The 22,434-nt window shown below is 63.6% G+C and carries 22 protein-coding genes; 18 read left to right on the top strand and 4 right to left on the bottom strand.

Features of this window, described 5'->3' with window-relative positions; genetic code table 11:
- The first annotated feature begins 10 nt into the window (after positions 1 to 10).
- From ftsL to murD, 6 genes are all read left to right on the top strand, one after another.
- Positions 11 to 367, top strand: coding sequence for a cell division protein FtsL (gene ftsL, locus NH195_RS08510; protein ID WP_066705556.1), 357 nt, complete (start codon positions 11 to 13; stop codon positions 365 to 367).
- Entirely contained in the window at positions 364 to 2,166 is a 1,803-nt protein-coding gene (locus NH195_RS08505) for a peptidoglycan D,D-transpeptidase FtsI family protein (protein ID WP_066705554.1), read from the top strand. Before ftsL ends, NH195_RS08505 begins: the two co-directional genes overlap by 4 nt.
- A gap of 15 nt (positions 2,167 to 2,181) precedes the next feature.
- Positions 2,182 to 3,654, top strand: a complete 1,473-nt coding sequence (locus NH195_RS08500) for a UDP-N-acetylmuramoyl-L-alanyl-D-glutamate--2,6-diaminopimelate ligase (RefSeq protein WP_066705552.1) — start codon at positions 2,182 to 2,184, stop codon at positions 3,652 to 3,654.
- Positions 3,654 to 5,057, top strand: a complete 1,404-nt coding sequence (locus NH195_RS08495; protein WP_066705550.1) for a UDP-N-acetylmuramoyl-tripeptide--D-alanyl-D-alanine ligase — start codon at positions 3,654 to 3,656, stop codon at positions 5,055 to 5,057. Before NH195_RS08500 ends, NH195_RS08495 begins: the two co-directional genes overlap by 1 nt.
- A gap of 9 nt (positions 5,058 to 5,066) precedes the next feature.
- Positions 5,067 to 6,149, top strand: coding sequence for a phospho-N-acetylmuramoyl-pentapeptide-transferase (gene mraY / locus NH195_RS08490; protein WP_066705548.1), 1,083 nt, complete (start codon positions 5,067 to 5,069; stop codon positions 6,147 to 6,149).
- 61 nt (positions 6,150 to 6,210) lie between these two features.
- Entirely contained in the window at positions 6,211 to 7,605 is a 1,395-nt protein-coding gene (gene murD, locus NH195_RS08485; protein WP_066705546.1) for a UDP-N-acetylmuramoyl-L-alanine--D-glutamate ligase, read from the top strand.
- 15 nt (positions 7,606 to 7,620) lie between these two features.
- Here murD and NH195_RS08480 read toward each other — a convergent pair whose 3' ends face one another.
- Entirely contained in the window at positions 7,621 to 8,997 is a 1,377-nt protein-coding gene (locus NH195_RS08480; RefSeq protein WP_066705545.1) for an SLC13 family permease, read from the bottom strand.
- Positions 8,998 to 9,100: 103 nt separating this feature from the next.
- Between NH195_RS08480 and NH195_RS08475 the strand changes: the two genes are divergently transcribed.
- Positions 9,101 to 9,907, top strand: coding sequence for an AraC family transcriptional regulator (locus NH195_RS08475; RefSeq protein ID WP_066705537.1), 807 nt, complete (start codon positions 9,101 to 9,103; stop codon positions 9,905 to 9,907).
- Positions 9,908 to 9,956: 49 nt separating this feature from the next.
- Here the strand turns inward: NH195_RS08475 and NH195_RS08470 are convergent, their stop codons facing one another.
- From NH195_RS08470 to NH195_RS08460, 3 genes are all read right to left on the bottom strand, one after another.
- On the bottom strand, positions 9,957 to 10,469 hold the full coding sequence (locus NH195_RS08470) for a hypothetical protein (protein ID WP_155846118.1): 513 nt from the start codon (positions 10,467 to 10,469) through the stop codon (positions 9,957 to 9,959).
- A 75-nt stretch (positions 10,470 to 10,544) separates the two neighbouring features.
- Positions 10,545 to 10,811, bottom strand: a complete 267-nt coding sequence (locus NH195_RS08465; RefSeq protein ID WP_066705533.1) for a hypothetical protein — start codon at positions 10,809 to 10,811, stop codon at positions 10,545 to 10,547.
- A 72-nt stretch (positions 10,812 to 10,883) separates the two neighbouring features.
- A complete protein-coding gene (locus tag NH195_RS08460) occupies positions 10,884 to 11,816 on the bottom strand; it encodes an L-lactate dehydrogenase (RefSeq protein ID WP_066705531.1) in 933 nt (310 codons plus the stop codon).
- A gap of 261 nt (positions 11,817 to 12,077) precedes the next feature.
- Here NH195_RS08460 and ftsW point away from each other — a divergent pair, with 261 nt between their 5' ends.
- The 11 genes from ftsW to ftsA all read left to right on the top strand — a co-directional run bounded on the left by ftsW (position 12,078) and on the right by ftsA (position 22,296).
- Complete coding sequence (gene ftsW / locus NH195_RS08455) at positions 12,078 to 13,247, top strand: putative lipid II flippase FtsW (RefSeq protein ID WP_066705527.1); 1,170 nt, start codon at positions 12,078 to 12,080, stop codon at positions 13,245 to 13,247.
- Positions 13,248 to 13,282: 35 nt separating this feature from the next.
- Positions 13,283 to 14,380: a UDP-N-acetylglucosamine--N-acetylmuramyl-(pentapeptide) pyrophosphoryl-undecaprenol N-acetylglucosamine transferase gene (locus NH195_RS08450; protein WP_066705525.1), complete on the top strand. Its 1,098-nt coding sequence runs from the start codon at positions 13,283 to 13,285 to the stop codon at positions 14,378 to 14,380.
- 37 nt (positions 14,381 to 14,417) lie between these two features.
- Positions 14,418 to 15,821, top strand: a complete 1,404-nt coding sequence (gene murC / locus NH195_RS08445) for a UDP-N-acetylmuramate--L-alanine ligase (RefSeq protein WP_066705523.1) — start codon at positions 14,418 to 14,420, stop codon at positions 15,819 to 15,821.
- Between the two features lie 86 nt (positions 15,822 to 15,907).
- Entirely contained in the window at positions 15,908 to 16,231 is a 324-nt protein-coding gene (locus NH195_RS08440) for a hypothetical protein (protein ID WP_066705521.1), read from the top strand.
- Between the two features lie 43 nt (positions 16,232 to 16,274).
- Positions 16,275 to 17,477: an APC family permease gene (locus NH195_RS08435; protein WP_066705519.1), complete on the top strand. Its 1,203-nt coding sequence runs from the start codon at positions 16,275 to 16,277 to the stop codon at positions 17,475 to 17,477.
- A gap of 20 nt (positions 17,478 to 17,497) precedes the next feature.
- Complete coding sequence (locus tag NH195_RS08430) at positions 17,498 to 17,728, top strand: DUF2484 family protein (protein ID WP_157779714.1); 231 nt, start codon at positions 17,498 to 17,500, stop codon at positions 17,726 to 17,728.
- A gap of 5 nt (positions 17,729 to 17,733) precedes the next feature.
- Positions 17,734 to 17,994: a DUF2484 family protein gene (locus NH195_RS08425; RefSeq protein ID WP_066705515.1), complete on the top strand. Its 261-nt coding sequence runs from the start codon at positions 17,734 to 17,736 to the stop codon at positions 17,992 to 17,994.
- The gene (murB, locus tag NH195_RS08420) at positions 17,991 to 18,956 is read left to right on the top strand and encodes a UDP-N-acetylmuramate dehydrogenase (RefSeq protein ID WP_066705513.1); all 966 of its coding nucleotides are present in this window, start codon (positions 17,991 to 17,993) and stop codon (positions 18,954 to 18,956) included. Before NH195_RS08425 ends, murB begins: the two co-directional genes overlap by 4 nt.
- A 129-nt stretch (positions 18,957 to 19,085) precedes the next feature.
- Positions 19,086 to 19,997: a D-alanine--D-alanine ligase gene (locus NH195_RS08415; RefSeq protein ID WP_202906496.1), complete on the top strand. Its 912-nt coding sequence runs from the start codon at positions 19,086 to 19,088 to the stop codon at positions 19,995 to 19,997.
- Entirely contained in the window at positions 19,985 to 20,968 is a 984-nt protein-coding gene (locus NH195_RS08410; RefSeq protein ID WP_081423844.1) for a cell division protein FtsQ/DivIB, read from the top strand. The genes NH195_RS08415 and NH195_RS08410 overlap by 13 nt, the downstream gene beginning before the upstream one ends.
- Positions 20,965 to 22,296 carry a cell division protein FtsA gene (gene ftsA, locus NH195_RS08405; protein WP_066705511.1) on the top strand — a complete coding sequence of 444 codons (1,332 nt, stop codon included), beginning with the start codon at positions 20,965 to 20,967 and terminating at the stop codon, positions 22,294 to 22,296. The genes NH195_RS08410 and ftsA overlap by 4 nt, the downstream gene beginning before the upstream one ends.
- Positions 22,297 to 22,434 lie beyond the last annotated feature (138 nt).

The raw sequence follows: 22,434 nt of genomic DNA, 5'->3' as shown, positions 1-22,434 counted from the left end.
AGGGTAAGAGATGCGTGGGGTTTATCTGATATTGGCAGGTCTGGTGGTCATGATGCTCGGCGTCTGGGCCTACCGGGAAAATTACGCGACCCAGCATGTGCTGCGCGAGATCAGCCAGATCCAGCGCGACATCGGACATCAACGCGAAGAGCTGGCCGTGCTCAATGCCGAATGGGCCTATCTCAACCGTCCCGACCGCCTGCGCGATCTCGCCGCGATCAATTACGACCGTCTCGGTCTTCTGCCCTTCCAGCCGGAACAATTCGGGCGGGTCGACCAGATCGCCTTTCCGCAGGAAGACGATCTCATTTTGGATCTGACCGACTCCGTCGATGTGGTCGGCTCTCTGGAGGCCATCGAGCCATGAGTATCCGCACCCCGCTTCGCCCCCTGGCCCGCGTCCTGACCGCCCGCTCCCGGGGCGAAAATCCCGACGCCATCGAGCGCGAGAACCTGCGCCTGCGTCACGAGGAAATGCGCGACCGCTCCCGCCTTCGGGCCGAGGGGCGGCTTCTGGTTCTGGGCCTGTGTTTCGTCTCCGCCTTCGTCGTCGTGGGCGCGCGCATGGGGCAGGTGGCCGCCACCGTCCCCGAGGAACCGCGCGCCGAGGCCTCCGGCACGCCGATCCTCGCGCAGCGCGCCGACATCGTCGACCGCAATGGCCGTATCCTTGCGACCAACCGCGTGACCAATTCGCTCTACGCCCAGCCGCAGGAGATGATCGACCCGGTCCACGCCGCCGAGGAGCTGGTGCGCATCTTCCCCGATCTCGACCGCGAGCGGCTGATCCGCGATTTCACCGGCAAACGCAAATTCCTCTGGATCAAGAAGAAAATCGCCCCCGAGCAACAGCAGGCCGTGCATGACATCGGCGAGCCGGGGCTTCTGTTCGGTCCGCGCGAGGAGCGGCTCTATCCGAATGGCAAGCTGGCCGCCCACGTTCTGGGCGGCACGAAATTCGGCCGCGAGGGCGTGATGAGCGCCGAGATCGTCGGTCAGGCCGGGATCGAGAAACAGATGGACGCCTATCTGCGCGATCCGGCCAATGGCGATGCGCCGCTGCAACTGTCGCTCGATCTGACGGTGCAGTCGACGGTGCGCGAAGTGCTCGATGGCGGTATGCGCATGCTCGGCGCCAAGGGCGCGGCCGCGGTGATGATGGACGTTCACACCGGCGAGATCATTGCCCTGGTGTCCCTGCCGGATTTCGACCCGAACTCGCGTCCCGAGTTTTTCGAGGGCAAGGACCCGAGTGCCAACCCGCGGTTCAACCGTGCGGTGCAGGGGGTCTATGAGCTTGGCTCGACCTTCAAAATCTTTGCCGCCGCCCAGGCCATGGAGCTTGGTCTTGCAACCCCGGACACGCAAATCCCCGCCACCCCGCCGTTTCGCTGGGGAAAGTTCAGGATCGGCGAGTTCGAGGGCCACAATTACGGCCCCTTCCTGTCGCTCAGGGGGATGATCGTCAAATCCTCCAACGTCGCGACCGCCCATGTGGCGCAGCAGATCGGCGTGGAGCGGCAACAGGCTTTCCTAAAGTCCTTGGGCTTTTTCGAACCGACCACGGTAGAACTGGCTGAGGCGCCCACCGGCAAACCGCTTCTGCCGCCCAACTGGTCCGAGCTCTCGACGCTGACCATCGGCTACGGTCACGGTCTGTCCGCCTCGCCGCTGCATCTGGCGACGGCCTACTCCACGCTCTTGAACGGTGGCACGAAAGTTACCCCGACGCTGCTCAAACGCGACGGCTATGTCGCGCCGGGCGAGCGCATCGTGCGCGAAGACGTCTCGGCGGCGGCGCGCGAGATGCTGCGCGCCGTGGTGGCCGATCCGGCGGGCACGGCCTCCTTTGCCGAGGTGCCGGGGTATCGTATTGGCGGCAAGACCGGCACCGCCGACAAGCCGAAACCCACGGGCGGTTATTACGACGACAAGACCATCAACACCTTTGCCTCCGTCTACCCGGCGGACGATCCGAAATATGTGTTGATCGTGACGCTCGACGAGGCGGTGGAGACCTCCGGGCCGAAACCGCGCCGCACCGCCGGTTGGACCGCCGTTCCCGTGGCGGGCGAGGTGATCCGTCGCACCGCACCGCTCATGGGGCTGCGTCCCGAGATTGAAACCCCCTCGCAAGCTGGGCTAACACTGACCGCGACGCATTAAGGGAAGGGCGCGGCCATGATGAAATCTCTTTCGGAACTCGGATTGACCGCCCAAAGCGGCCGTGAGGCGCAGATCACCGGCCTGTCCGTCGACAGCCGCAAGGTTGAGGAGGGGCACCTCTTTGCTGCGCTTCCCGGGGCGCGGGCGCATGGCGCGGAATATCTGCCGATGGCCCTGTCGATGGGCGCGCGTGCGGTTCTGACCGATCCGGAAGGCGCGCGCATCGCCGCCGGAGCGATTGCCGAATACGAGCCGGCGCTGGTCGTGGTTGAAGACCCGCGTCAGGCGCTGGCCTATGCGGCAGCCCTTTATTACGGTGTGCAGCCAGAGGTGATGGTCGCCGTCACCGGCACCAATGGCAAGACCTCGGTCGCCACCTTCACCCGCCAGATCTGGCAACTTCTGGGCGCGCGCGCGATCAATGTCGGCACCACCGGCGTCGAGGGCGACTGGCAGGCGCCGAGCCCGCACACCACGCCGGAGCCGATCACACTGCACCGTATGCTGTCCGAGGCCGCCCACGCCGGTGTCACCCATGGCGCGATGGAGGCAAGCTCGCACGGTCTGGCGCAGCGCCGTCTCGATGGCGTCCGCCTCACCGCCGCCGCCTTTACCAATTTCACCCAGGACCACCTGGATTATCACGCCACGTTCGAGGCCTATTTCTCCGCCAAGGCCGGGCTCTTCACCCGCGTTTTGCCGGAAGACGGCGTGGCGATCGTGAATATCGACGATGCCAGAGGCATGGAGGTCGAGGGGCTTTGCGCCGAGCGCGGCATCGACGTGATGCGCGTCGGGCGCTCGGATGCCGCCGATCTGCGCATCGTCGGCCAGCGGTTTGATGCCACCGGGCAGGACCTGCGCGTCGATTTCGTTGGCAATATCTATCAGATCCGCCTCGATCTCATCGGCGGGTTTCAGGCTGAAAACGTCATGGCCGCTGCCGGGCTCGTCATGGCCTCCGGGGCGGATCCGGAAGAGGTGTTCTCCTGCCTGCCCGAGCTGGTGGGCGTGCGGGGCCGGATGCAACATGCCGCGACGCGCGACAATGGCGCGGCGGTGTTTGTCGATTACGCCCATACGCCCGACGCGGTTTCGACCGCGATCACGGCGCTCCGGCCCCATGTCATGGGCCGCATCATTGCCATTGTCGGCGCGGGCGGGGATCGCGACAAGACGAAACGCCCGCTGATGGGCAAGGCCGCTGCGGAAAACGCCGATCTGGTGATCGTGACCGATGACAACCCGCGCTCCGAAGACCCGGCCTCGATCCGGGCGGAGGTTCTGGCTGGTGCGCCCGAGGCGATGGAGGTCGGGGACCGCGCCGAAGCCATCCTCAGAGGCGTCGATGCGCTGCAACCCGGCGATGCTCTGCTGATCTGCGGCAAGGGGCATGAGAGCGGCCAGACCGTGGGCGATACGGTCTACCCGTTTGACGATGTGGAACAGGCCTCTCTGGCGGTCTCGGCGCTGGACGGGGCGCTGTGATGGCGCTCTGGACCTCGGAAGAAGCGGCCAAGGCCACCGGCGGGCGGGCGACACAAGCGTTTGATATCTCGGGTGTCTCCATCGACACGCGGACGATCCAGCCGGGCGATTTGTTTGTCGCCCTCAAAGATGTGCGAGACGGCCATGAGTTTGTTGCACAAGCTCTGGACAAAGGTGCCGCCGCCGCTCTGGTGTCGCGCATTCCCGAAGGTGTCACGGCAGACGCGCCGCTGTTGATCGTGGACGAGGTGCTGCCCGCTTTGGAGCGCTTGGGTGCTGCTGCGCGCGCGCGCATGACCGGCAAGGTGATCGGGGTCACAGGCTCCGTCGGCAAGACTTCGACCAAGGAAATGCTCCGCGCGATCCTCTCCGGGCAGGGCAAAACCCACGCCGCCGAGGCCAGCTATAACAACCATTGGGGCGTGCCACTGACGCTCGCCCGCATGCCAGCCGACACGGACTTTGCTGTGATCGAGATCGGCATGAACCACCCCGGCGAGATCGCGCCTCTGGCGAAACTTGCCCGTCCCGATGTGGCGATGATCACCACGGTCGCCCCCGCTCATATGGCGGCGTTTGAAAGTCTTGAAGGTATCGCGCGGGAAAAATCCGATATTTTCAAAGGGCTTGTGCCGGGTGGCGTGGCCGTGTTCAACGGCGATCTGGAGGTCTCCGACATCCTTGCCGCCGCTTGGGATGGCGACACGATCCGCTTTGGCGAGGACGAGGCCTGTGCGGCGCAGCTCACCTCTGTTGAGCTGTCCGATGGCGCAACCCAAGGCTCCGCCGTGATCGACACGACACATCTGGAGTTTCGCCTCTCCACTGCCGGGCGGCATTTCGCCGCCAATGCCGTGGGCTGCCTCGCGGTGGCCTATGCGTTGGGGCTCGATCTGGAAAAAGCTGCCGCCGATCTGGTGCTCTGGGCTCCGCCCGAGGGCCGCGGTGCGCGCGAGCAGGTTCAGCTTGCCGTCGGCGCGCCGGTCGATTTGATCGACGATGCGTTCAACGCCAACCCGACCTCCATGGCCGCAGCACTCGAAGTTCTGGCCAAGGCCGAGCCGCATGACACCGGTCGCCGGATCGCCATTCTGGGCGATATGCTGGAACTCGGCGTAAAGGAGCGGGCGATTCACGAAGGCCTCGCGGCGCTGCCGTGGTTCGCCGCTGTCGATGCGGTGCATTGCGTTGGGCCTTTGATGCGGGCGCTTTACGATGCCTTGCCCGCCGAGCGGCGCGGCGTCTGGTTCGAGACCGCGAAAGACGCCGTTCCGGCGCTCCAGACCCTCGTCGGCCCCGGCGATGTCGTGCTTGTGAAAGGCTCGAAAGGCTCCAAGGTCAGCCTTCTGGTTGACGCGCTGCGCGAATTGGGACAAGTGCCGCAGCAAACAGACGAAAGGTGAGTTGAGCGTATGCTGTATTGGATTTCCAGCCTGTCGGACGGGGGCGACCTGTTCAACCTGTTTCGCTATATCACCATGCGCTCGGGCGGGGCGTTCTTTACGGCGCTGATCTTCGCAATGGTCTTCGGGCGTCCTCTGATCGACCTGCTGCGCCGCCGTCAGGGCCGGGGCCAACCGATCCGCGATGACGGTCCCGAAACCCATTTCGCCAAGGCCGGAACGCCCACCATGGGCGGTTTGCTGATCCTGACGGCACTTCTGATCTCGACGCTTTTGTGGGCACGGCTTGACAATCCCTATGTCTGGATCGTGATGTTCGTGACCTTTGGTTACGGCTTGATCGGCTTTGCCGACGACTATGCCAAAGTGTCGAAATCCAACACCAAGGGCGTCTCGGGCAAGGTGCGGCTGGCGCTTGGCTTCCTCATTGCCTTCATCGCCTCGGTCTGGTCGACCATGGTGCATCCCGCCGAGTTGCAGTTCCAGCTGGCGCTGCCGGTGTTCAAGGATCTGCTGATCAATCTGTGGTGGTTCTTCATCCCCTTCGCGATGATCGTCATCGTCGGTGCGGCGAATGCGGTGAACCTCACCGACGGTCTCGACGGGCTTGCCATCATGCCAGTGATGATCGCGGCGGGGACGCTGGGCGCGATTGCCTATGTCGTGGGCCGCGTCGACTTTACCGACTATCTCGGCCTGCATTACGTGCCGGGCACGGGTGAAATCCTCGTGTTCACCGCAGCCTTGATCGGGGGCGGGCTTGGCTTTCTGTGGTTCAACGCGCCGCCTGCCGCTGTGTTCATGGGCGACACCGGGTCGCTGGCTTTGGGCGGTGCGCTTGGCGCGATTGCGGTCGCCACCAAACACGAGATCGTTCTGGCCATCGTTGGCGGGCTGTTTGTTGTGGAGGCCCTGTCGGTGATCATTCAGGTGGCCTATTTCAAACGCACCGGCAAGCGCGTGTTCCTGATGGCGCCGATCCATCACCATTATGAGAAAAAGGGCTGGTCGGAGCCGACCATCGTGATCCGGTTCTGGATCATTTCTCTGGTGCTGGCGCTGATCGGTCTGGCGACTCTGAAACTGCGGTAAGACGAGAGGGGGCCGCGGCCCCCTTTTTTGAGTATTTGGACAGCAAAGGAGTGAGCGCGCGATGATCCCTGTGCTTGGATACGAAGGTAAGAAAGTGGCCGTTCTGGGCCTTGGGCGGTCCGGTCTGGCGACGGCGAAGGCGCTTGAGGCGGGTGGGGCCGAGGCTTTGTGCTGGGACGATTCCGTCGAGGCGCGGGAGCGGGCGGAGGCCGAGGGCTTCGTCATTCATGACCTGCACAAAACGGGTGCGTTTGATGGCGTGTCCTGTCTTGTCGTCTCGCCGGGCATTCCGCATCTCTACCCTGAGCCGAACAAGGTAATCGCGCTCGCCTGGGACGCGGGCGTGCCGGTCGACAATGACATCGGGCTGTTTTTCCGCTCGCTGGGGCAGGGCGACTGGATGGAGCACGACACGCCGCCGCGTGTCATCGCGGTGACCGGATCGAATGGCAAATCCACCACCTCGGCACTCATTCACCACATCTTCGAAGCGAACGGCACGCCGTGCCAGCTTGCGGGCAATATCGGGCGTGGGGTTCTCGACATTGACGAGCCTGCCGATGGCGAGGTGATCGTGTTGGAGTTGTCGAGCTACCAGACCGATCTCGCCCGCGCGTTGACGCCCGATGTGGCCGTGTTCACCAATCTCTCGCCCGATCATCTCGACCGTCACGGCGGCATGGGCGGCTATTTTGCGGCCAAGCGACGGCTGTTCGCGGAGGGCGGGCCGGACCGCGCCGTGATCGGCGTCGATGAAAAGGAAGGCCGCTATCTGGCGAACCAGATGGTGGAGGACCCGGAGGATTTGCGGCTCATTCGGATCTCTTCGGGGCAGAAGCTTGGCGGGCCGGGCTGGAACGTCTTTGCCCGCAAAGGGTTCCTGTCGGAATATCGCAAGGGCAAGCAGACCGCGTCGATTGACCTGCGCGATATGGATGGGCTGCCCGGCGCGCACAACCATCAGAACGCCTGTGCCGCCTATGCCGCCGCGCGGGCGCTGAACCTCGCGCCCAAGGGCATCGAGGCGGCGTTGCGCAGTTTTAAAGGCCTGCCGCATCGCTCGCAGCTTGTGCGTGAGTTGAATGGTGTGCGTTATGTGAACGACTCGAAAGCCACCAATGTCGATGCTGCCGCCAAGGCGCTTCAGGCCTTCCCACGCATCCGCTGGATCGCGGGCGGGCTTGGCAAGGAGGGCGGGATCGAAGCGTTGCAGCCCTTCTTAGGTTCGGTGTCGAAAGCCTATCTCATCGGCTTTTCAGCGCGTGATTTCGCGCTTCAGATCGGTGAGACGCCCTATGAGATTTGCGAAACCATGGAGGTGGCCGTCGCCAAGGCCGCAAGCGAGGCGGAAGAGGGCGAGACCGTTTTGCTCGCCCCCGCCGCCGCCTCGTTCGACCAGTTCCCGAATTTCGAGAAACGCGGCGATGCCTTCGCCGCCGAGGTCGAAAAGCTCTGAGTGACTGGGCTGGCGTTAAATCCAGCCCAGAGCCACCCACCACAGGTAATCGAGCGGGATGAAGATCAGGAAGGTCAGCGCCGCCATCGAAAGGGTCATCTTCATCAGGTGGCGGGTGCTTTCGCCCGCAAGCCCCATGGCGACGATGAGCGGCCCGACCTGATAGGGGAAAATCACCGTCGAAAATCCGATGACCTGGGTCATCAGCACACTCTCAAGCGAAAATCCGGTGGCCTGTGACAGTTCTTCGGCCAGAGGCGTCAGCACGGCGGGCACGCCCGGCATGGTGGTAAACACGGATGTCAGCGCGCCGAGTGTCGAAAGCGAGTAGAAGTTGAGGAAGTCGCGGCCCTCTGCCAAGGGAAGCACCCCCACGACCTGATGGGCGATGATGGCGCCGAGACCTGAGCTGTTGACCACGGCGCCAAGTGCCAGGGCGCCCGAGACGAACATCAGCATGCCGAAATCGACCGCGCCCTTGAACACCGGCGGCGGCACAAGGCCCAGACGCGGCACCAGCAGCACCAGCGTGGCCGCGAGGCCGATCCAGGCGGCGTTGATATGGTGCAACTGGTCGGTGGCCCAGAAGCCGATGGTGGCGAGCAGGATCACCATCAGGATCATTTGCTTGCGCGAGGAGGCGGGTGTGTCCTTGGTGACTTCGATGGGTGTCGGCTCGACCTTGGCCGGGAAGAAATAGAGCGTCAGAAGCACCAGAGCGATGGATTTCAACACGCCCAGAACCGGATAATGCAGCAGCAGATAATCGGCATAGGAGAACTCCATGCCAAAGATCTTGTCCGCCATGCCCGAGAGCACGATGTTCGGAATGTTCGACGGCAGGATCGCAAAGCTCGGCATATTGGTGCCGAAGGCGATGATCACCGCCACACCAATGCGCCCCTTAGAGCCCTTCTCAAGCCCCAGCATATCGGACAGCGCCATGCCGACGGGCACCAGAACGGCGGAACGACCCAGCGACGAGGGCATGACAAAGCCCAAGGCCATGCCGATCACCATCAGCCCGCCGATCAGCATCGGATAGTTTTTCGACAAATGCGGTCGGGCCACTTCGCCGATCTTCGCGCCAAGCCCGGAATGCGTGATCGCCGCCCCGATGACAAACCCCGCGATGATCAGCCACATCGCGGTGGAGGTGAAGCCCGAGAACACCACGTCGGGTGCGGCCAGCCCCGGTAGCAGAAGCGCCGTGAAGAAGAACAACGAGGCCAGATAGCCGGGCACGAGCCCGGTGGCCCAAAGTCCCAGTGTCACGAGGACGATGGCGAAGATCAGTGCCTGGTTGGCGGCGAATATGCCGGGAACCGTGATGGCGATCGCAAGCGCGATCAGGGTGATGGCCGTGATGACGGCTTCTCGGAAATAGGTCATGGGCTGTCCTGCGATGTGAATGCGAAAACAGGCGCTGGCTTTGGGGGCTGCACCTTTTGCGAAAGATGTAGAAAAAATGTCGGAAATACGGTAGAGCGACATTATGCCAAATCATGTCGAATATCTGCCAAATGCCGATGCGCCACCCACGGGGATCGGTTTCGACCTGACCCCGGGCCGCCCGGTGATTGCCCGCCGCGAACAATTCACCGGCGGCTACACGGTCGAACCGCACAGCCATCCGAGGGCGCAACTGGCCATGTGTTACAATGGGGTGATGCGGTTGCAGGCGGGCAAAGATGTCTGGATCATCCCGCACAAACACGCGATCTGGATTCCGTCCGATGTGGAGCATCAACTCAGCACGCAATCTGCCGTCCTGACCCATCATCTCTATGTCGCGCCGGCCTATGTGAGCCGGGCAGGTTTGCCGCAGGAGATGACGGTGTTGCGGACCTCTCCTCTGCTGCGCGGGGTGGTCGAGCGGATGGTGGAGCAGAGAATGGAGGGGGGGCTGACGCAAGCGGAAACCCGTCGGCTGGCCTGGGTGGCTTTGGACGAGATCGGGCGCCTGAAACCGGCCGCGATGCATCTGCCGGGCGGGCGCGACCCGCGCCTGGTGGCCGCCATGTCGATCTTTCTGGAGCATCCGGAAGAGCGCCGCGGCCTTGCCGAGATCGCCCATGAGGTCGGCACCTCGGAGCGCACGCTCGCGCGATTGTTCGTGACGGAAACCGGCAAGAGTTTTCGCGACTGGCGCGCCCGGCGGCGGATTTTATTCGCTTTGGAACGGTTGGAGCAGGGCGAAAGCAGTACGGATCTGGCCGCACGTCTGGGCTATTCCAGTCCCTCAGCCTTTATCGCGGCGTTCAAGCGGGACTTGGGCGCACCGCCTTCCGCGTTCCGGTGAGGGCGCGCGGAAACGCTCACCCTGCCGGAAACGCGTAAAGCCGGTGAGGTTATTGCGAGGCCTCGACCACACCGCCGGTCGAAACGAAACGGCCGGTTTCCGACCAGACATAGGCGGCATAGCAGGACTCGGCGGTCACGTCACAATTTGTGCCATGTTCCGGCAACAGAAGGACCGGCCGGTCCGGGCGGCCCTGCGGGGTGACGATCATCGCGGCATAGGCCAGAAATTCGAACCGGCTATAGCCGCCATCGGGCTGAGAGACGAAGAGGTGGACATAGCTCCCGCCCGTTCCGCCGCTGAATATCGTGGCGGAACTGGAGCAGGAAAACCGCCATTCCTCGACAATCGGATCGGTGATGCCGTCGCCGTTGAAATCGGTGGTGCGGCTGACGGCCTCCGCCGGGGCGTCGAATGCACCGTTCTCAAACCCGGTGCAACGGGTGCGCAGCGTATCGACGAAAGCCGAATAGGTTTCGTCGAATGTTGCCGGGGTTTGGGCTGCAATCGGAGTGGTGGCGAGCCCAGCCAGAAGCATTGCGGGGAAAAGGGGAGTCTTCATGAAATTTTCCTTTCGAAATTGGGTTTCAAGGTGTTTGGCCTGTGACCAGTGGAAACCCGGAGGTTGGGCCGGAACTCATTGTGCACATCTGATTTCAACATGCCCGTCACGCCGGGTCAGGGTCACACTTGAGGCCTTCACGTCCAGTTGCAGATCGGCCTGGGGATCGAGACCGCCGGGTGCCGCAAAACCGCACAGCTCGGAGAGAATCTGGCTTTTCCCGTGGATTTCTCCGCTTGCCTCCCCAAGCGCCTGCCATTTGTTGCGTGTGGCGGTGTACGTGGCCAAGAGGCTCAAGGCCCAAACGACCAGCACAGCAACACTAATGATAGAAAGGCGCATTCTCGTGTTCCTCGATATTGATGAGCCCTGCGAGAGTGGCTCCGACCGGATATAGTGCTTGCCGGTCAGGGCTCAATACTCCAACGCATCCAGCGTCTCTTTCAACAGCCGCGCTGAGGCTCCAAGCGCCTCGTGTTCGCCGTCATCCAGTTCGGGGAACAGGTCGGAGACCACGCCCTGCGCACCGACGATGCGGGGGATCGACAGGGCGACGTCCTGCACGCCTTCGACCTTCGGTGTTACGATGGAGACCGACAGCACGGTTTGCTCGTCGCGGGCGATGGCGCGCACGAGGCGTTCCAGCCCCGCGCCGATGCCATACCATGTCGCGCCCTTGCCGTTGATGATCGTATAGGCGGCATTACGCACCCCATCATCAATGCGCGCCTTGACGCCTTCGGTCAGCGGCACGCGCATCTGGGCGGCGAAATCCTTGACGGAGAGCGTCCCCGCGCGCGCCGAGGACCAGCACAGCACCTCGCTGTCGCCATGTTCGCCCAGCACATAGGCATGGACCGAGCGCGGCGCCACGCCCAGATGTTCGCCGATCAGATGGCGGAACCGGGCGGTGTCCAGAATGGTGCCCGATCCAATCACCCGCGCAGGCGGTAGACCGGAGAGCCGGGTGGCGATCTGGGTCATGATGTCGACGGGGTTGGTGGCGACCAGAAGGATCGCATCGGGCGCGGCGTCCAGCACCTTGCCGATGATCTGGCGGAACACCTCGGCGTTGCGGGTCAACAACTCAAGCCGACTCTCCCCCGGTTTCTGGCCGACGCCAGCGGCGAGGATCACCACGCCTGCGCCTTTCAGCTCCGCGTAATCGCCCGCCGTGACCACGGTGGAGGAGGCAAAGGGCACGGCATGGGCGATGTCCTCGGCCTGCGCGCGGGCGAGGCCTGCGTTGTAATCGACAAAGACGATCTTGCTCGCGGTGCCTTTGAGCGCGATGGCATAGCCTGCGGCCGAGCCGACCATGCCCGCGCCGACGATCCCGATTTTCATATGCGTTCTCCGTGGTTGGAGGAAAGAAGGAGGATGGGTTAGCGCCACCATGCGCAGATTCACGTTAACGATCAATGACGGTGATCAATTCGCGTTTTTGCATAAGAGGCGCAGCAGAGAGACTGTTTTGGGCAAAACCCCGCTTTCCTGCGGCTCCCGATCGGTCTGACCGCAATCTGTAGTGGCGTGCGGGCGCGAATGCCGCTATTCTGATCGGTATAGACCCGGAAAATCGGGCATGAGGCAGATGTAGGCGGTATCATGACAGAGATGGTGTATGGCTCGGCGCCGATGCGCGTGGGAGAGCCGATCCTTCCGCGTTGGTGGCGGACAATCGACAAATGGACGCTGTCCTGCGTCTTCATTCTCTTTGGCATCGGGCTTTTGCTCGGGCTGGCGGCCTCGCCACCCCTGGCCGAGAAAAACCACTTCACCGACCTGTTTCACTACGTCAAACGTCAGGCGTTTTTCGGCGGTGTCGGTCTTGTCGTCATGATCGGCATCACCATGATGGACCCGGCGCGTGTGCGTCGTGTCGCTGTGGTCGGCTTCGGGATCGCCATGCTGTCGCTTTTGCTCCTGCCGTTCTTCGGCACGGATTTCGGCAAAGGCGCGACCCGGTGGTTCTCGCTCGGTTTCGCTTCGGTCCAGCCGTCGGAATTCCTCAAACCCGCCTTCGTCATCACCGCCGCCTGGCTGATGGCCGCCGCCCATGAAATCGGCGGGCCTCCGGGGCGGATGTATTCCTTCCTTCTGGCGTCTTTCATCGTTATCCTGCTGGCGTTGCAGCCGGATTTCGGTCAGGCCTCGCTCATTCTCTTCGCCTGGGGCGTGATGTATTTCGTCTCCGGGGCGCCTCTGACGCTGCTTGTCGGCATTGCCGGGTTGGTCGTCGCGGGCGGGACGTTCGCCTATCACAATTCCGAACACTTCGCGCGTCGTATCGACGGCTTCCTGAACCCGACCATCGACCCCACGACCCAGATCGGCTATGCCACCAACGCTATTCGCGAGGGCGGGATTTTCGGCGTCGGCGTAGGTGAGGGGACGGTGAAGTGGTCCCTGCCGGATGCGCATACCGATTTCATCATCGCCGTTGCCGCCGAGGAATACGGGCTCATCCTTGTGGGCATCATCATCGCACTTTACGCCACGATCACCGTGCGGTCCCTGTGGCGGCTTCTGCGCGAACGCGATCCGTTCATTCGGCTGGCAGGCACCGGGCTGGCCTGTGCTTTCGGCATTCAGGCCTTCATCAACATGGGCGTGGCCGTCCGGCTTCTGCCTGCCAAAGGCATGACTCTCCCGTTCGTGTCATATGGTGGCTCGTCCGTGATCGCCTCGGGCATTGCGCTCGGCGCACTTCTGGCCTTTACCCGCACCCGTCCGCAGGGCGAGATCGGCGACATCCTGATCCGGCGCGGGCGCTGAGCTCCGTACGACCGCAAGACCAAAAAGAGACTGACATGACCCAAGCCCCCCTTCTCGTCATCGCCGCCGGCGGCACCGGCGGGCATATGTTCCCGGCACAATCGCTGGCCGAGGTGATGCTGGCCCGGGGCTGGCGGGTGAAACTGTCGACCGACGACCGTGGCGCGCGTTACACTGGCGCGTTCCCGAAAGCGGTCGCGATCGACACCGTGCCCTCGGCCACCTTCGCGCGCGGCGGCATCCTGGCGAAAGCTCTGGTGCCGTTTCGCATCGCGGGTGGCGTGCTTTCGGCGCTCACCAAATTCGTCTCCGACAAGCCCGCCGTCGTTGTGGGCTTCGGTGGCTACCCGGCGATCCCGGCGGTGGCGGCGGCGACGCTTCTGAAACTGCCGCGGATGATTCACGAACAGAACGGCGTTCTGGGGCGGGTCAATCAGGCCTTTGCCAAACGCGTCAACACGGTCGCCTGCGGCACATGGCCGACCACTCTGCCGCAGGGCGTCGAGGGCTATTATGTCGGCAACCCGGTGCGTGGTGCGGTGCTTGAAAAACACGCTGCGCCCTATATTCCGCCTGGGGATTATCCGATGGAGCTTCTGATCGTCGGCGGCTCGCAGGGCGCGCGCATCCTCTCCGACGTAGTGCCGGATGCGATCTCGCGTCTGCCGGAACACATGCTGTCGCATCTGCGGGTGAGCCAGCAGGCGCGTCCCGAAGATCTCGACCGCGTCACCGAATTCTATCACACTCAGGGCATTCAGGCCGATGTGCGCCCGTTCTTCGACGACATCCCGACCCGGATGAGCGAGGCGCAACTGGTGATCTCCCGCTCCGGCGCCTCGACCGTTGCGGATATTTCCGTGATCGGGCGTCCGTCGATCCTGATCCCCTATGCGGCCGCCGCTGGCGATCATCAAACCGCCAATGCGCGCGGGTTGGTCGAAGCAGATGCCGCCGTGATGATCCCCGAAAGCCAACTGACGCCGGAGAGCCTGGCCGAACAGATTTACAACGTGCTGGCTCACCCGCAGGGCGCAACGATGATGGCCCATGCCGCGCTTTCGGTCTCGAAACCGATGGCGGCAGAGGAACTGGCGGCTCTGGTCGAAGAGCTGGCCTTCAACAAACAATGATGGCCCGAACGGGCGACAGACGAGTGAGACGAAACAGATGAACGCTTCCGTGACCAAGCTTCCCACAGAGATGGGCGCAATCCATTTTGTCGGCATTGGCGGCATCGGCATGTCGGGGATTGCCGAGGTGCTTTTGAACCATGGCTATCAGGTGCAGGGCTCCGATCTGAAAGCGTCGAAAATCACCGACCGGCTCAAGGCGCTGGGTGCGGTGATCTACGAGGGGCAGCGCGCGGAAAATCTGGACAATGCCGAGGTCGTGGTGATCTCAAGCGCGATCAAACCCGGCAACCCGGAGCTTGATACCGCCCGCGCCAAAGGCCTGCCGGTGGTACGCCGCGCCGAGATGCTGGCCGAGCTGATGCGCCTGAAATCCAACGTCGCCATCGCGGGCACCCACGGCAAGACCACGACCACCACGCTCGTCGCTGAATTGCTCGTCGCGGGCGGCATCGACCCGACCGTGATCAACGGCGGCATCATCCACGCTTACGGCTCCAACGCCCGGATGGGGCAGGGCGACTGGATGGTCGTCGAGGCCGATGAGAGCGACGGCACGTTCAACCGTCTGCCCGCCACCATCGCCATCGTGACCAACATCGACCCTGAGCACATGGAACACTGGGGTACGATCGAGAACCTGCGTCAGGGCTTCTACGATTTCGTCTCCGGCATTCCGTTCTACGGCCTCGCGGTCTGCTGCACGGATCACCCGGAGGTTCAGAGCCTCGTCGGCAGGATCACCGACCGCCGCGTCGTCACCTACGGGTTCAATGCTCAGGCCGATGTGCGTGCTGTCAATCTGACCTACAAGAAAGGTGTGGCGCATTTCGACATCGTTCTGGCCGCCGACAATATGGTGATCGAAGGTTGCACCCTGCCCATGCCCGGAGATCACAACGTGTCCAATGCTTTGGCCGCCGTTGCTGTGGCGCGTCATCTCGGGATGAAAGCCGAAGAGATCAAAAAAGCGCTGGCCGCTTTCGGCGGCGTCAACCGGCGCTTCACCCGTGTGGGTGAGGTGAACGGCGTCACCATCATCGACGATTACGGCCACCACCCGGTCGAGATCGCGGCCGTTCTGAAAGCCGCGCGTCAGGCCTCCGAGGGGCGCGTCATCGCCGTGCATCAGCCGCACCGCTACTCGCGTCTGCATAGCCTGTTCGACGATTTCTGCACCTGTTTCAACGAAGCCGATGTCGTCGGCATCGCCGAGGTTTACGCCGCAGGCGAGGAGCCGATCCCCGGCGCGTCCCGCGACGATCTTGTGGCCGGTCTCATCCGTCACGGCCACCGCCACGCCCGTGCGGTGACCTGCGAAGACGATCTCGAACGGCTGGTGCGCGAACAGACCCGTCCCGGCGACATGGTTGTCTGCCTCGGGGCCGGGACCATCTCGGCTTGGGCGCATAACCTGCCCGAGCGCCTGTCGAAAGGCTGAGCATCGCAGGCCGTGTCATGTGAGGTCCGCGTCTGTGGGGGCACACATATTCCGACAGGTCGTGTGATGAGAAAGGTGAGCCTCACATGGAGCGGCTGATCATTGTTCTGATCTTTTGCGGACTGGGTGGTCTCACGGGGCTGTTCATGGCCTTTTCACAGGTGCGGACGAAACGCGGGCTCTTGGCGCTGCTTCTGCCTTGGGGGGTGCTCTTCTGTCTTGGGCTTCTTTGGGTCAGGTTCGGGGTGCTTTCGGTCGATGCGATCTTGGATATGCAGTATTATGCCGCTTACGCCTTGTTTATGTGGCCGCGCGTGCTGATCTATAATGCGGTTTCAGCACTGTTGTTTTTCGCTCTCGGACGCGGCGCTCGAAAGCTTTTGCGCCATCTCAGATACAAGGCCGGTTGAAGTTGATACTCTCGGCTTATGTCGTCCCTGTTGAGGCACTCTCATGTCCCCCAAACCCCAAGCTTCCCAACTCAAACGCCGCATTGGCCCCGGATTGCTCACGGCTTACGGCGTGGGCGTCATGGTCGGGGCGGGGATTTACGTGCTCGTCGGCACGGTCGCGGCCGAGGCCGGGCTTTACGCGCCCCTGGCCTTCCTTTTGGCCGGGCTGATCGCCGCGCCCTCCGCGCTCTCTTATGCCGAATTGTCCACCCGTATCCCCGAGGCGGCGGGCGAGGCGGCCTATGTCGAGGCGGGAACCGGATCGCGTTTTCTCGGCCTGCTCGTCGGGCTCGCCATCGTCGCGGGGGGCACCCTGTCGGCGGCGGCGGTGCTCAGGGGCGGGGCAGGCTATCTCATCGGGGTCGTCGATGTCCCATTCGCCGTTGCCGTGGTGGGGCTCGGCCTCGCGCTGATCGCGGTCGCCCTGGTGGGGGTGTTGGAGAGCCTCGCCGTTGCGGCGCTGTTTACCGTGGTCGAGGTCGGCGGGCTGGCACTGGTGATCTGGTCCGGTTGGCATGCTCCGGTCTCCCCGGATTTCCTCAGCCCCGCAGAGCCGTATTTCCCGGGCATCGGGGTGGCCGCGACGCTGGCCTTTTTTGCCTTCATCGGGTTCGAAGACATCGTCAATATGGCCGAGGAGGTCAAGCGCCCCGAACGCACTCTCCCCATTGCCATCATCGCTTCTCTGGTCATCACGACGCTGCTTTATGCCGGTGTCACCATCACCGCCGTGCGTGCCGTGCCGCTCGAAAATCTCGTCGGCTCCGAGCGCCCGCTCGCATTGGTTTTCGAAGCGGGCGGCGGGCCGGTGGCCGTGCTCTCCGCCATCGCCGTTGCCGCCGCGCTGAACGGTGTGCTGGCGCAGATCGTCATGGCGGCCCGTGTGCTCTTCGGTCTTGGCAAACGCGGCGGTTTTCTGGGCCTGTTCCATCACGCCCATCCGCGTTTTGGCACGCCGGTTCTGGCCACGCTGCTGATCGGGGGGGCGGTTCTGGGGGCGAGCCTCGCCTTGCCGGTCGCCGATCTCGCGGGGGTGACCTCGACGATCCTTCTGGTCGTCTTCGCTCTGGTGAACGGCGCGCTCATCCTGTTGAAGCGCCGCACCCCGCAGGCGCCCTTCCGTATTGCGGACTGGGTGCCCGTGGCGGGCCTGGTCTTCGCCGTTCTGGCGCTTCTGGCCTTCGCCCTCGGAGGCGTGTCGTGACCCTGTTGCAGGAACCATTGGTGGCGCTCGCAATTTGGGCGCTTGCCACCATGGCCCTCGCTCCGTTACCCTTGCGCTATCAGATTCTCCCCGGATTGGCGCTTTTGCTCGTGCTGCCCGTGGTGCTTCTCTGGACCGGTCGGGTGCATGGATACCTGCCGGTGTTGCTCGGTTTCGCTGCTGCCGTGTCTTTGTTTCGAAAGCCGCTCAAGGTGCTGTGGAGGCGACTTGTGCGGCGAACCAGGAAGTAGGCCGCATGACTCTGTCCCTCACCCTTGCCTGTCTCTGGGCGGTGCTCGCCAATGTGATCGCGATGTTTCCCTCGCGACGCAATCACTGGCCTGCGGCCTATGCGCTGATTGCGCTGGGGGTTCCTCTTCTAGGATTTGTCACCTATGAGAACGGTCCATGGATCGGGCTTTTTGTCTTCGCGGCGGGCGTCTCGATCCTGCGCTGGCCTGTGGTGTATCTGGGCCGGTGGATGCGGCGCACATTGGCAAAGGACCCTGCGGAATGATCTATCCCGAAACCCGTGGCAAGCTGACCGAGAACCGGACGCTTTCCGATCTCACGTGGCTGCGTGTGGGCGGGCCGGCGGATGCGTTGTTTCAGCCTGCCGATCTTGCGGATTTGCAGGGATTTCTTGCCGCGCTCGATCCCTCCGTTGCGGTTTTTCCGATGGGCGTGGGGTCGAACCTGATCGTGCGCGATGGCGGCATTCGGGCCGTGGTGATCCGCATGGGGCGGGGCTTTAACGGCATTGGGATCGAGGGCAATCGCGTGACCGCAGGTGTCGCGGCGCTCGACGCTCATGTGGCGCGCAAGGCCGCCGAGGCCGGGCTCGACCTGACTTTCCTGCGCACCATCCCAGGTGCCATCGGTGGCGCTGTGCGGATGAATGCTGGCTGCTACGGCTCCTATGTCGCCGATCATTTCGTCTCGGCCAGGGCCGTGACGCGGGCAGGGGAGTTGGTGACGCTCACCGCCGAAGACCTGAGCTTCCAATATCGCCAGACCGACCTGCCCGAAGGCTGGGTCATCGTCGAAGCCACGTTTGAGGCCGAGAGCGCCGATCCCGAGATGCTCAACTCCCGCATGGACGACCAGCTTGCCAAACGCGACGCCACGCAGCCCGTCAAGGAGCGCAGCGCGGGCTCGACCTTTCGCAACCCGGCGGGATTCAGTTCGACAGGGCGCGCCGATGACGTGCACGATCTCAAGGCCTGGAAGGTGATCGACGAGGCCGGGCTCAGGGGTTTTTCCATCGGCGGGGCACAAATGAGCGAAAAACATTCCAACTTCATGATCAACACCGGTGTGGCCACCGCGCACGATCTCGAGCTTTTGGGAGAAACGGTGCGAAAAAAGGTATTTCAAAACGCGGGTCTCACGTTACAATGGGAAATCAAACGCATCGGTGAATTTTCCGGCGATCCGATCCCGGACGGTCTTGCCGAAGCACAGCAGTCCGGCGCATAAGAGCTGGAACAGCGTCCTGAGCAGGGCGTGAAGACAGATCCCGAAACGGGGCGTTTTTCAAAGGGTCGCGCTAGACGACCCAAAATGGAGCGGGTCGCAAAAGACGATCCCATATTGAGGCGAGTGGACATGTCGAGCAGGCAGTCCCCGAAAGTGGCCGTGATCAAGGGCGGGCCTTCGTCAGAGCGCGAAGTGTCTTTGTCCTCCGGTCTGGAATGCGCCAAGGCGCTTCGGGGTGAAGGATTCGAAGTTGTTGAGATCGACGCGGGCGAGGATCTGTGCGCGCAATTGGCCGCGTGTCAGCCCGATGTCGTGTTCAACGCGCTGCATGGCCGGTTCGGCGAAGACGGTTGTGTGCAGGGGCTTCTGGAATGGCTGCGCCTCCCCTACACCCATTCCGGCGTGCTGGCCTCGGCCCTCGCCATGGACAAGGAAAAGACCAAAGAGGTCTACCGTGCCGCCGGTCTGCCGGTCGTGCCCTCCACGCTGGCCTCGCGTCTCGAGGTCGAAGCCGGTCATGTGATGGACCCGCCCTATGTGGTGAAACCCTATAACGAAGGCTCGTCTGTGGGGGTCTATATCGTGCGCGAAGGCTCCAACGCGCCGCGCCTGTCGGAAGACATGCCTGCCGTCGTGATGGTCGAAGCCTATGCGCCGGGCCGCGAGCTGACCTGCTCCGTGATGGGCGACAAGGCGCTTTCCGTCACCGATATCCTCACCGACGGCTGGTACGATTACGACGCCAAATACAAGGCGGGCGGTTCGCGCCATGTCTGCCCGGCCGAGATCCCCGCCGAGATCACCGCCGCCTGTCAGGACTATGCGCTGCGTGCCCACAAGGCGCTCGGTTGCCGCGGCCTGTCGCGTACCGATTTCCGCTGGGACGAAGCCCGCGGCATCGACGGTCTCGTGCTTTTGGAAACCAACACCCAGCCGGGGATGACGCCGACCTCTCTGTCGCCGGAACAGGCGCAAAAAAGCGGCATCAGCTTCGGTCAGTTCTGTGCCTGGATGGTGGAGGACGCCTCATGCGACCGGTAGATCCGATCGAGTTTGCCAAAGGCCCGACCGCAGGCGGCTCTGCCCGTGTCTCCGAGGCCGTGGCCCGTGCGATCCGGGCCCGCCGGGGGGACACGGAGGCCGCCCCTCAGCGCCCTCGTGACCCGGCGCCGTCGCGCGCCGCTTACCGGATGAACCGGCTCTGGCTCACGCCGTCCTTTCGTTTCTTCCTGCGCCGCATCGCGCCGATGGCGGCCGTGGCGGCCTGCGTCGGGCTGTGGTTCGCGTCCGAGGACAACCGTACCGCTTTCACCGATCAGATCGCGCTGTGGAAAAGCGAGATCCAGAACCGTCCCGAGTTCATGGTGAAACTCATGGCGATTGACGGTGCCTCCGCACCTCTGGCCGAGGACATTCGCGAGATTGCTGCGGTGGATTTCCCGATTTCCTCCTTCGATCTCGATCTGCCGGAAATGCTCGAGCAGATCGAGGATCTCGACGCCGTCGCGTCCGCCGGGCTGCATGTGCGTGCGGGCGGCATTCTTCAGATCGACATCACCGAACGCACCCCCGCCGTGATCTGGCGCTCTTCCGCCGGGCTCGAAATGCTCGATGCCGAAGGCCACCGGGTGGCGGAATTGCCGCATCGGGGCGACCGGCCCGACCTGCCGCTGATCGCGGGCGAGGGCGCGGAGCGCGCGGTGGTCGAGGCGCTGGCACTTCTCAAGTCCGCCGGTCCGCTTCTGCCGCGGATGCGCGGGCTGGTGCGCGTGGGCGAGCGGCGCTGGAACGTCGTTCTGGACCGCGATCAGGTGATCATGCTGCCGGAAGAGAACCCGCTCGGCGCGCTGGCGCAGGTGGTGGCGCTCGATCAGGCGAAAGACCTTTTGGGCCGCGATGTCGCAAGCGTCGACATGCGCCGCCCGACCCGACCGACAGTGCGGCTGACCGAGGCCGCTCAGGACGAACTCAAGCGCCTGCGCGGCGTCGAACTTGGAGTGTCTTACAGATGACCGATTTGTACGAGGCCCAGCGGGCCATGCGGAACATGCGCAAGGCCGCTCTGCAGCGTGGCGTGATCGCCATTCTCGATGTCGGCACCTCCAAGATTGCCTGTCTGGTGTTGCGCTTCGACGGCGAACGCTTCATGGGCGGCGATGGGGTCGGGGCGCTGGCCGGTCAGTCGTCCTTCCGCGTCATCGGGGCCGCCACCACGCGCTCGCGCGGGGTGCGTTTCGGCGAGATCGATTCCATGCCGGAGACCGAACGCGCGATCCGTACCGCGGTTCAGGCCGCCCAGAAAATGGCGCAGACCCGGGTCGACCACGTCATCGCCTGTTTCTCCGGCGGCAGCCCGCGCTCCTACGGCATCGCGGGGCAGGTGGATGTGGAATATGACACCGTGTCCGAACAGGACGTCGCCCGCGTGCTCGCCTCCTCCGACGTGCCGGAGTACGGCACCCATCGCGAAGTGTTGCACGCCCAGCCGGTGAACTTCCAGCTCGACCACCGCTCCGGCCTCAAGGACCCGCGCGGTCAGATCGGCCAGAGCCTTGCCGTCGACATGCATATGCTGACGGTGGACACGGCGACGATCCAGAACCTTCTGTACTGTATCAAGCGTTGCGATCTCGAAGTCGCGGGGCTGGCCTCGGGCGCTTATGTCTCCGGCATTTCCGCCCTCGTCGAGGATGAGCAGGAGCTGGGCGCGGCCTGTGTCGATCTCGGCGGTGGCGCGACCGATGTGTCGATCTTCATGAAGAAACACATGATCTATGCCGATAGCGTGCGCATGGGCGGCGAGCATGTGACCTCCGACATTGCCATGGGGCTGCAAATTCCCTTTGCCACCGCCGAGCGGATCAAGACCTTTTACGGCGGGCTTGTCGCCACCGGCATGGATGACCGCGAGATGATCGAAGTGGGCAGCGATTGCGGCGATTGGGAGAAAGACCGTCGCACCGTGTCGCGCGCCGAACTGATCGGCATCATCCGCCCGCGCGTCGAGGAAATCCTCGAAGGCGTGCGCGAATGTCTCGATGCGGCGGGGTTCGAGCACATGCCCAGCCAGCAGATCGTGCTGACCGGCGGCGGTTCGCAAATCCCCGGCCTGGACACGCTGGCGCCGAAGATCCTCGGTCAGAATGTGCGCATTGGCCGCCCCCTGCGGGTTCAGGGCCTGCCGCAGGCTGCGACCGGCGCGGCCTTTGCCTCTGCCGTCGGGTTGTGCCTCTTCGCGGCCAATCCGCAAGACGAATGGTGGGATTTCGAGATTCCCGCCGAACGCTACCCGGCGCGCTCGCTCAAACGCGCGATGCGCTGGTTCAAGGACAACTGGTAAGAGATTGCGGCCGGGCGGGGGGCTGTGTTAGGGTTTGCCATAACAAAGTCTCCGCCTCGCGACGCGCAGGAGAGTGGTCGAGCAGGGCCCCGGCATGATGGTTGAAAGGCGAAGCCCGTGAGGCTTCGGGCGCGCGTT

It is taken from the genome of Celeribacter ethanolicus, from assembly GCF_001550095.1.
In the GTDB taxonomy this organism is placed as follows: domain Bacteria; phylum Pseudomonadota; class Alphaproteobacteria; order Rhodobacterales; family Rhodobacteraceae; genus Celeribacter; species Celeribacter ethanolicus.
This window is presented reverse-complemented; position numbering and strand designations above follow the sequence as displayed.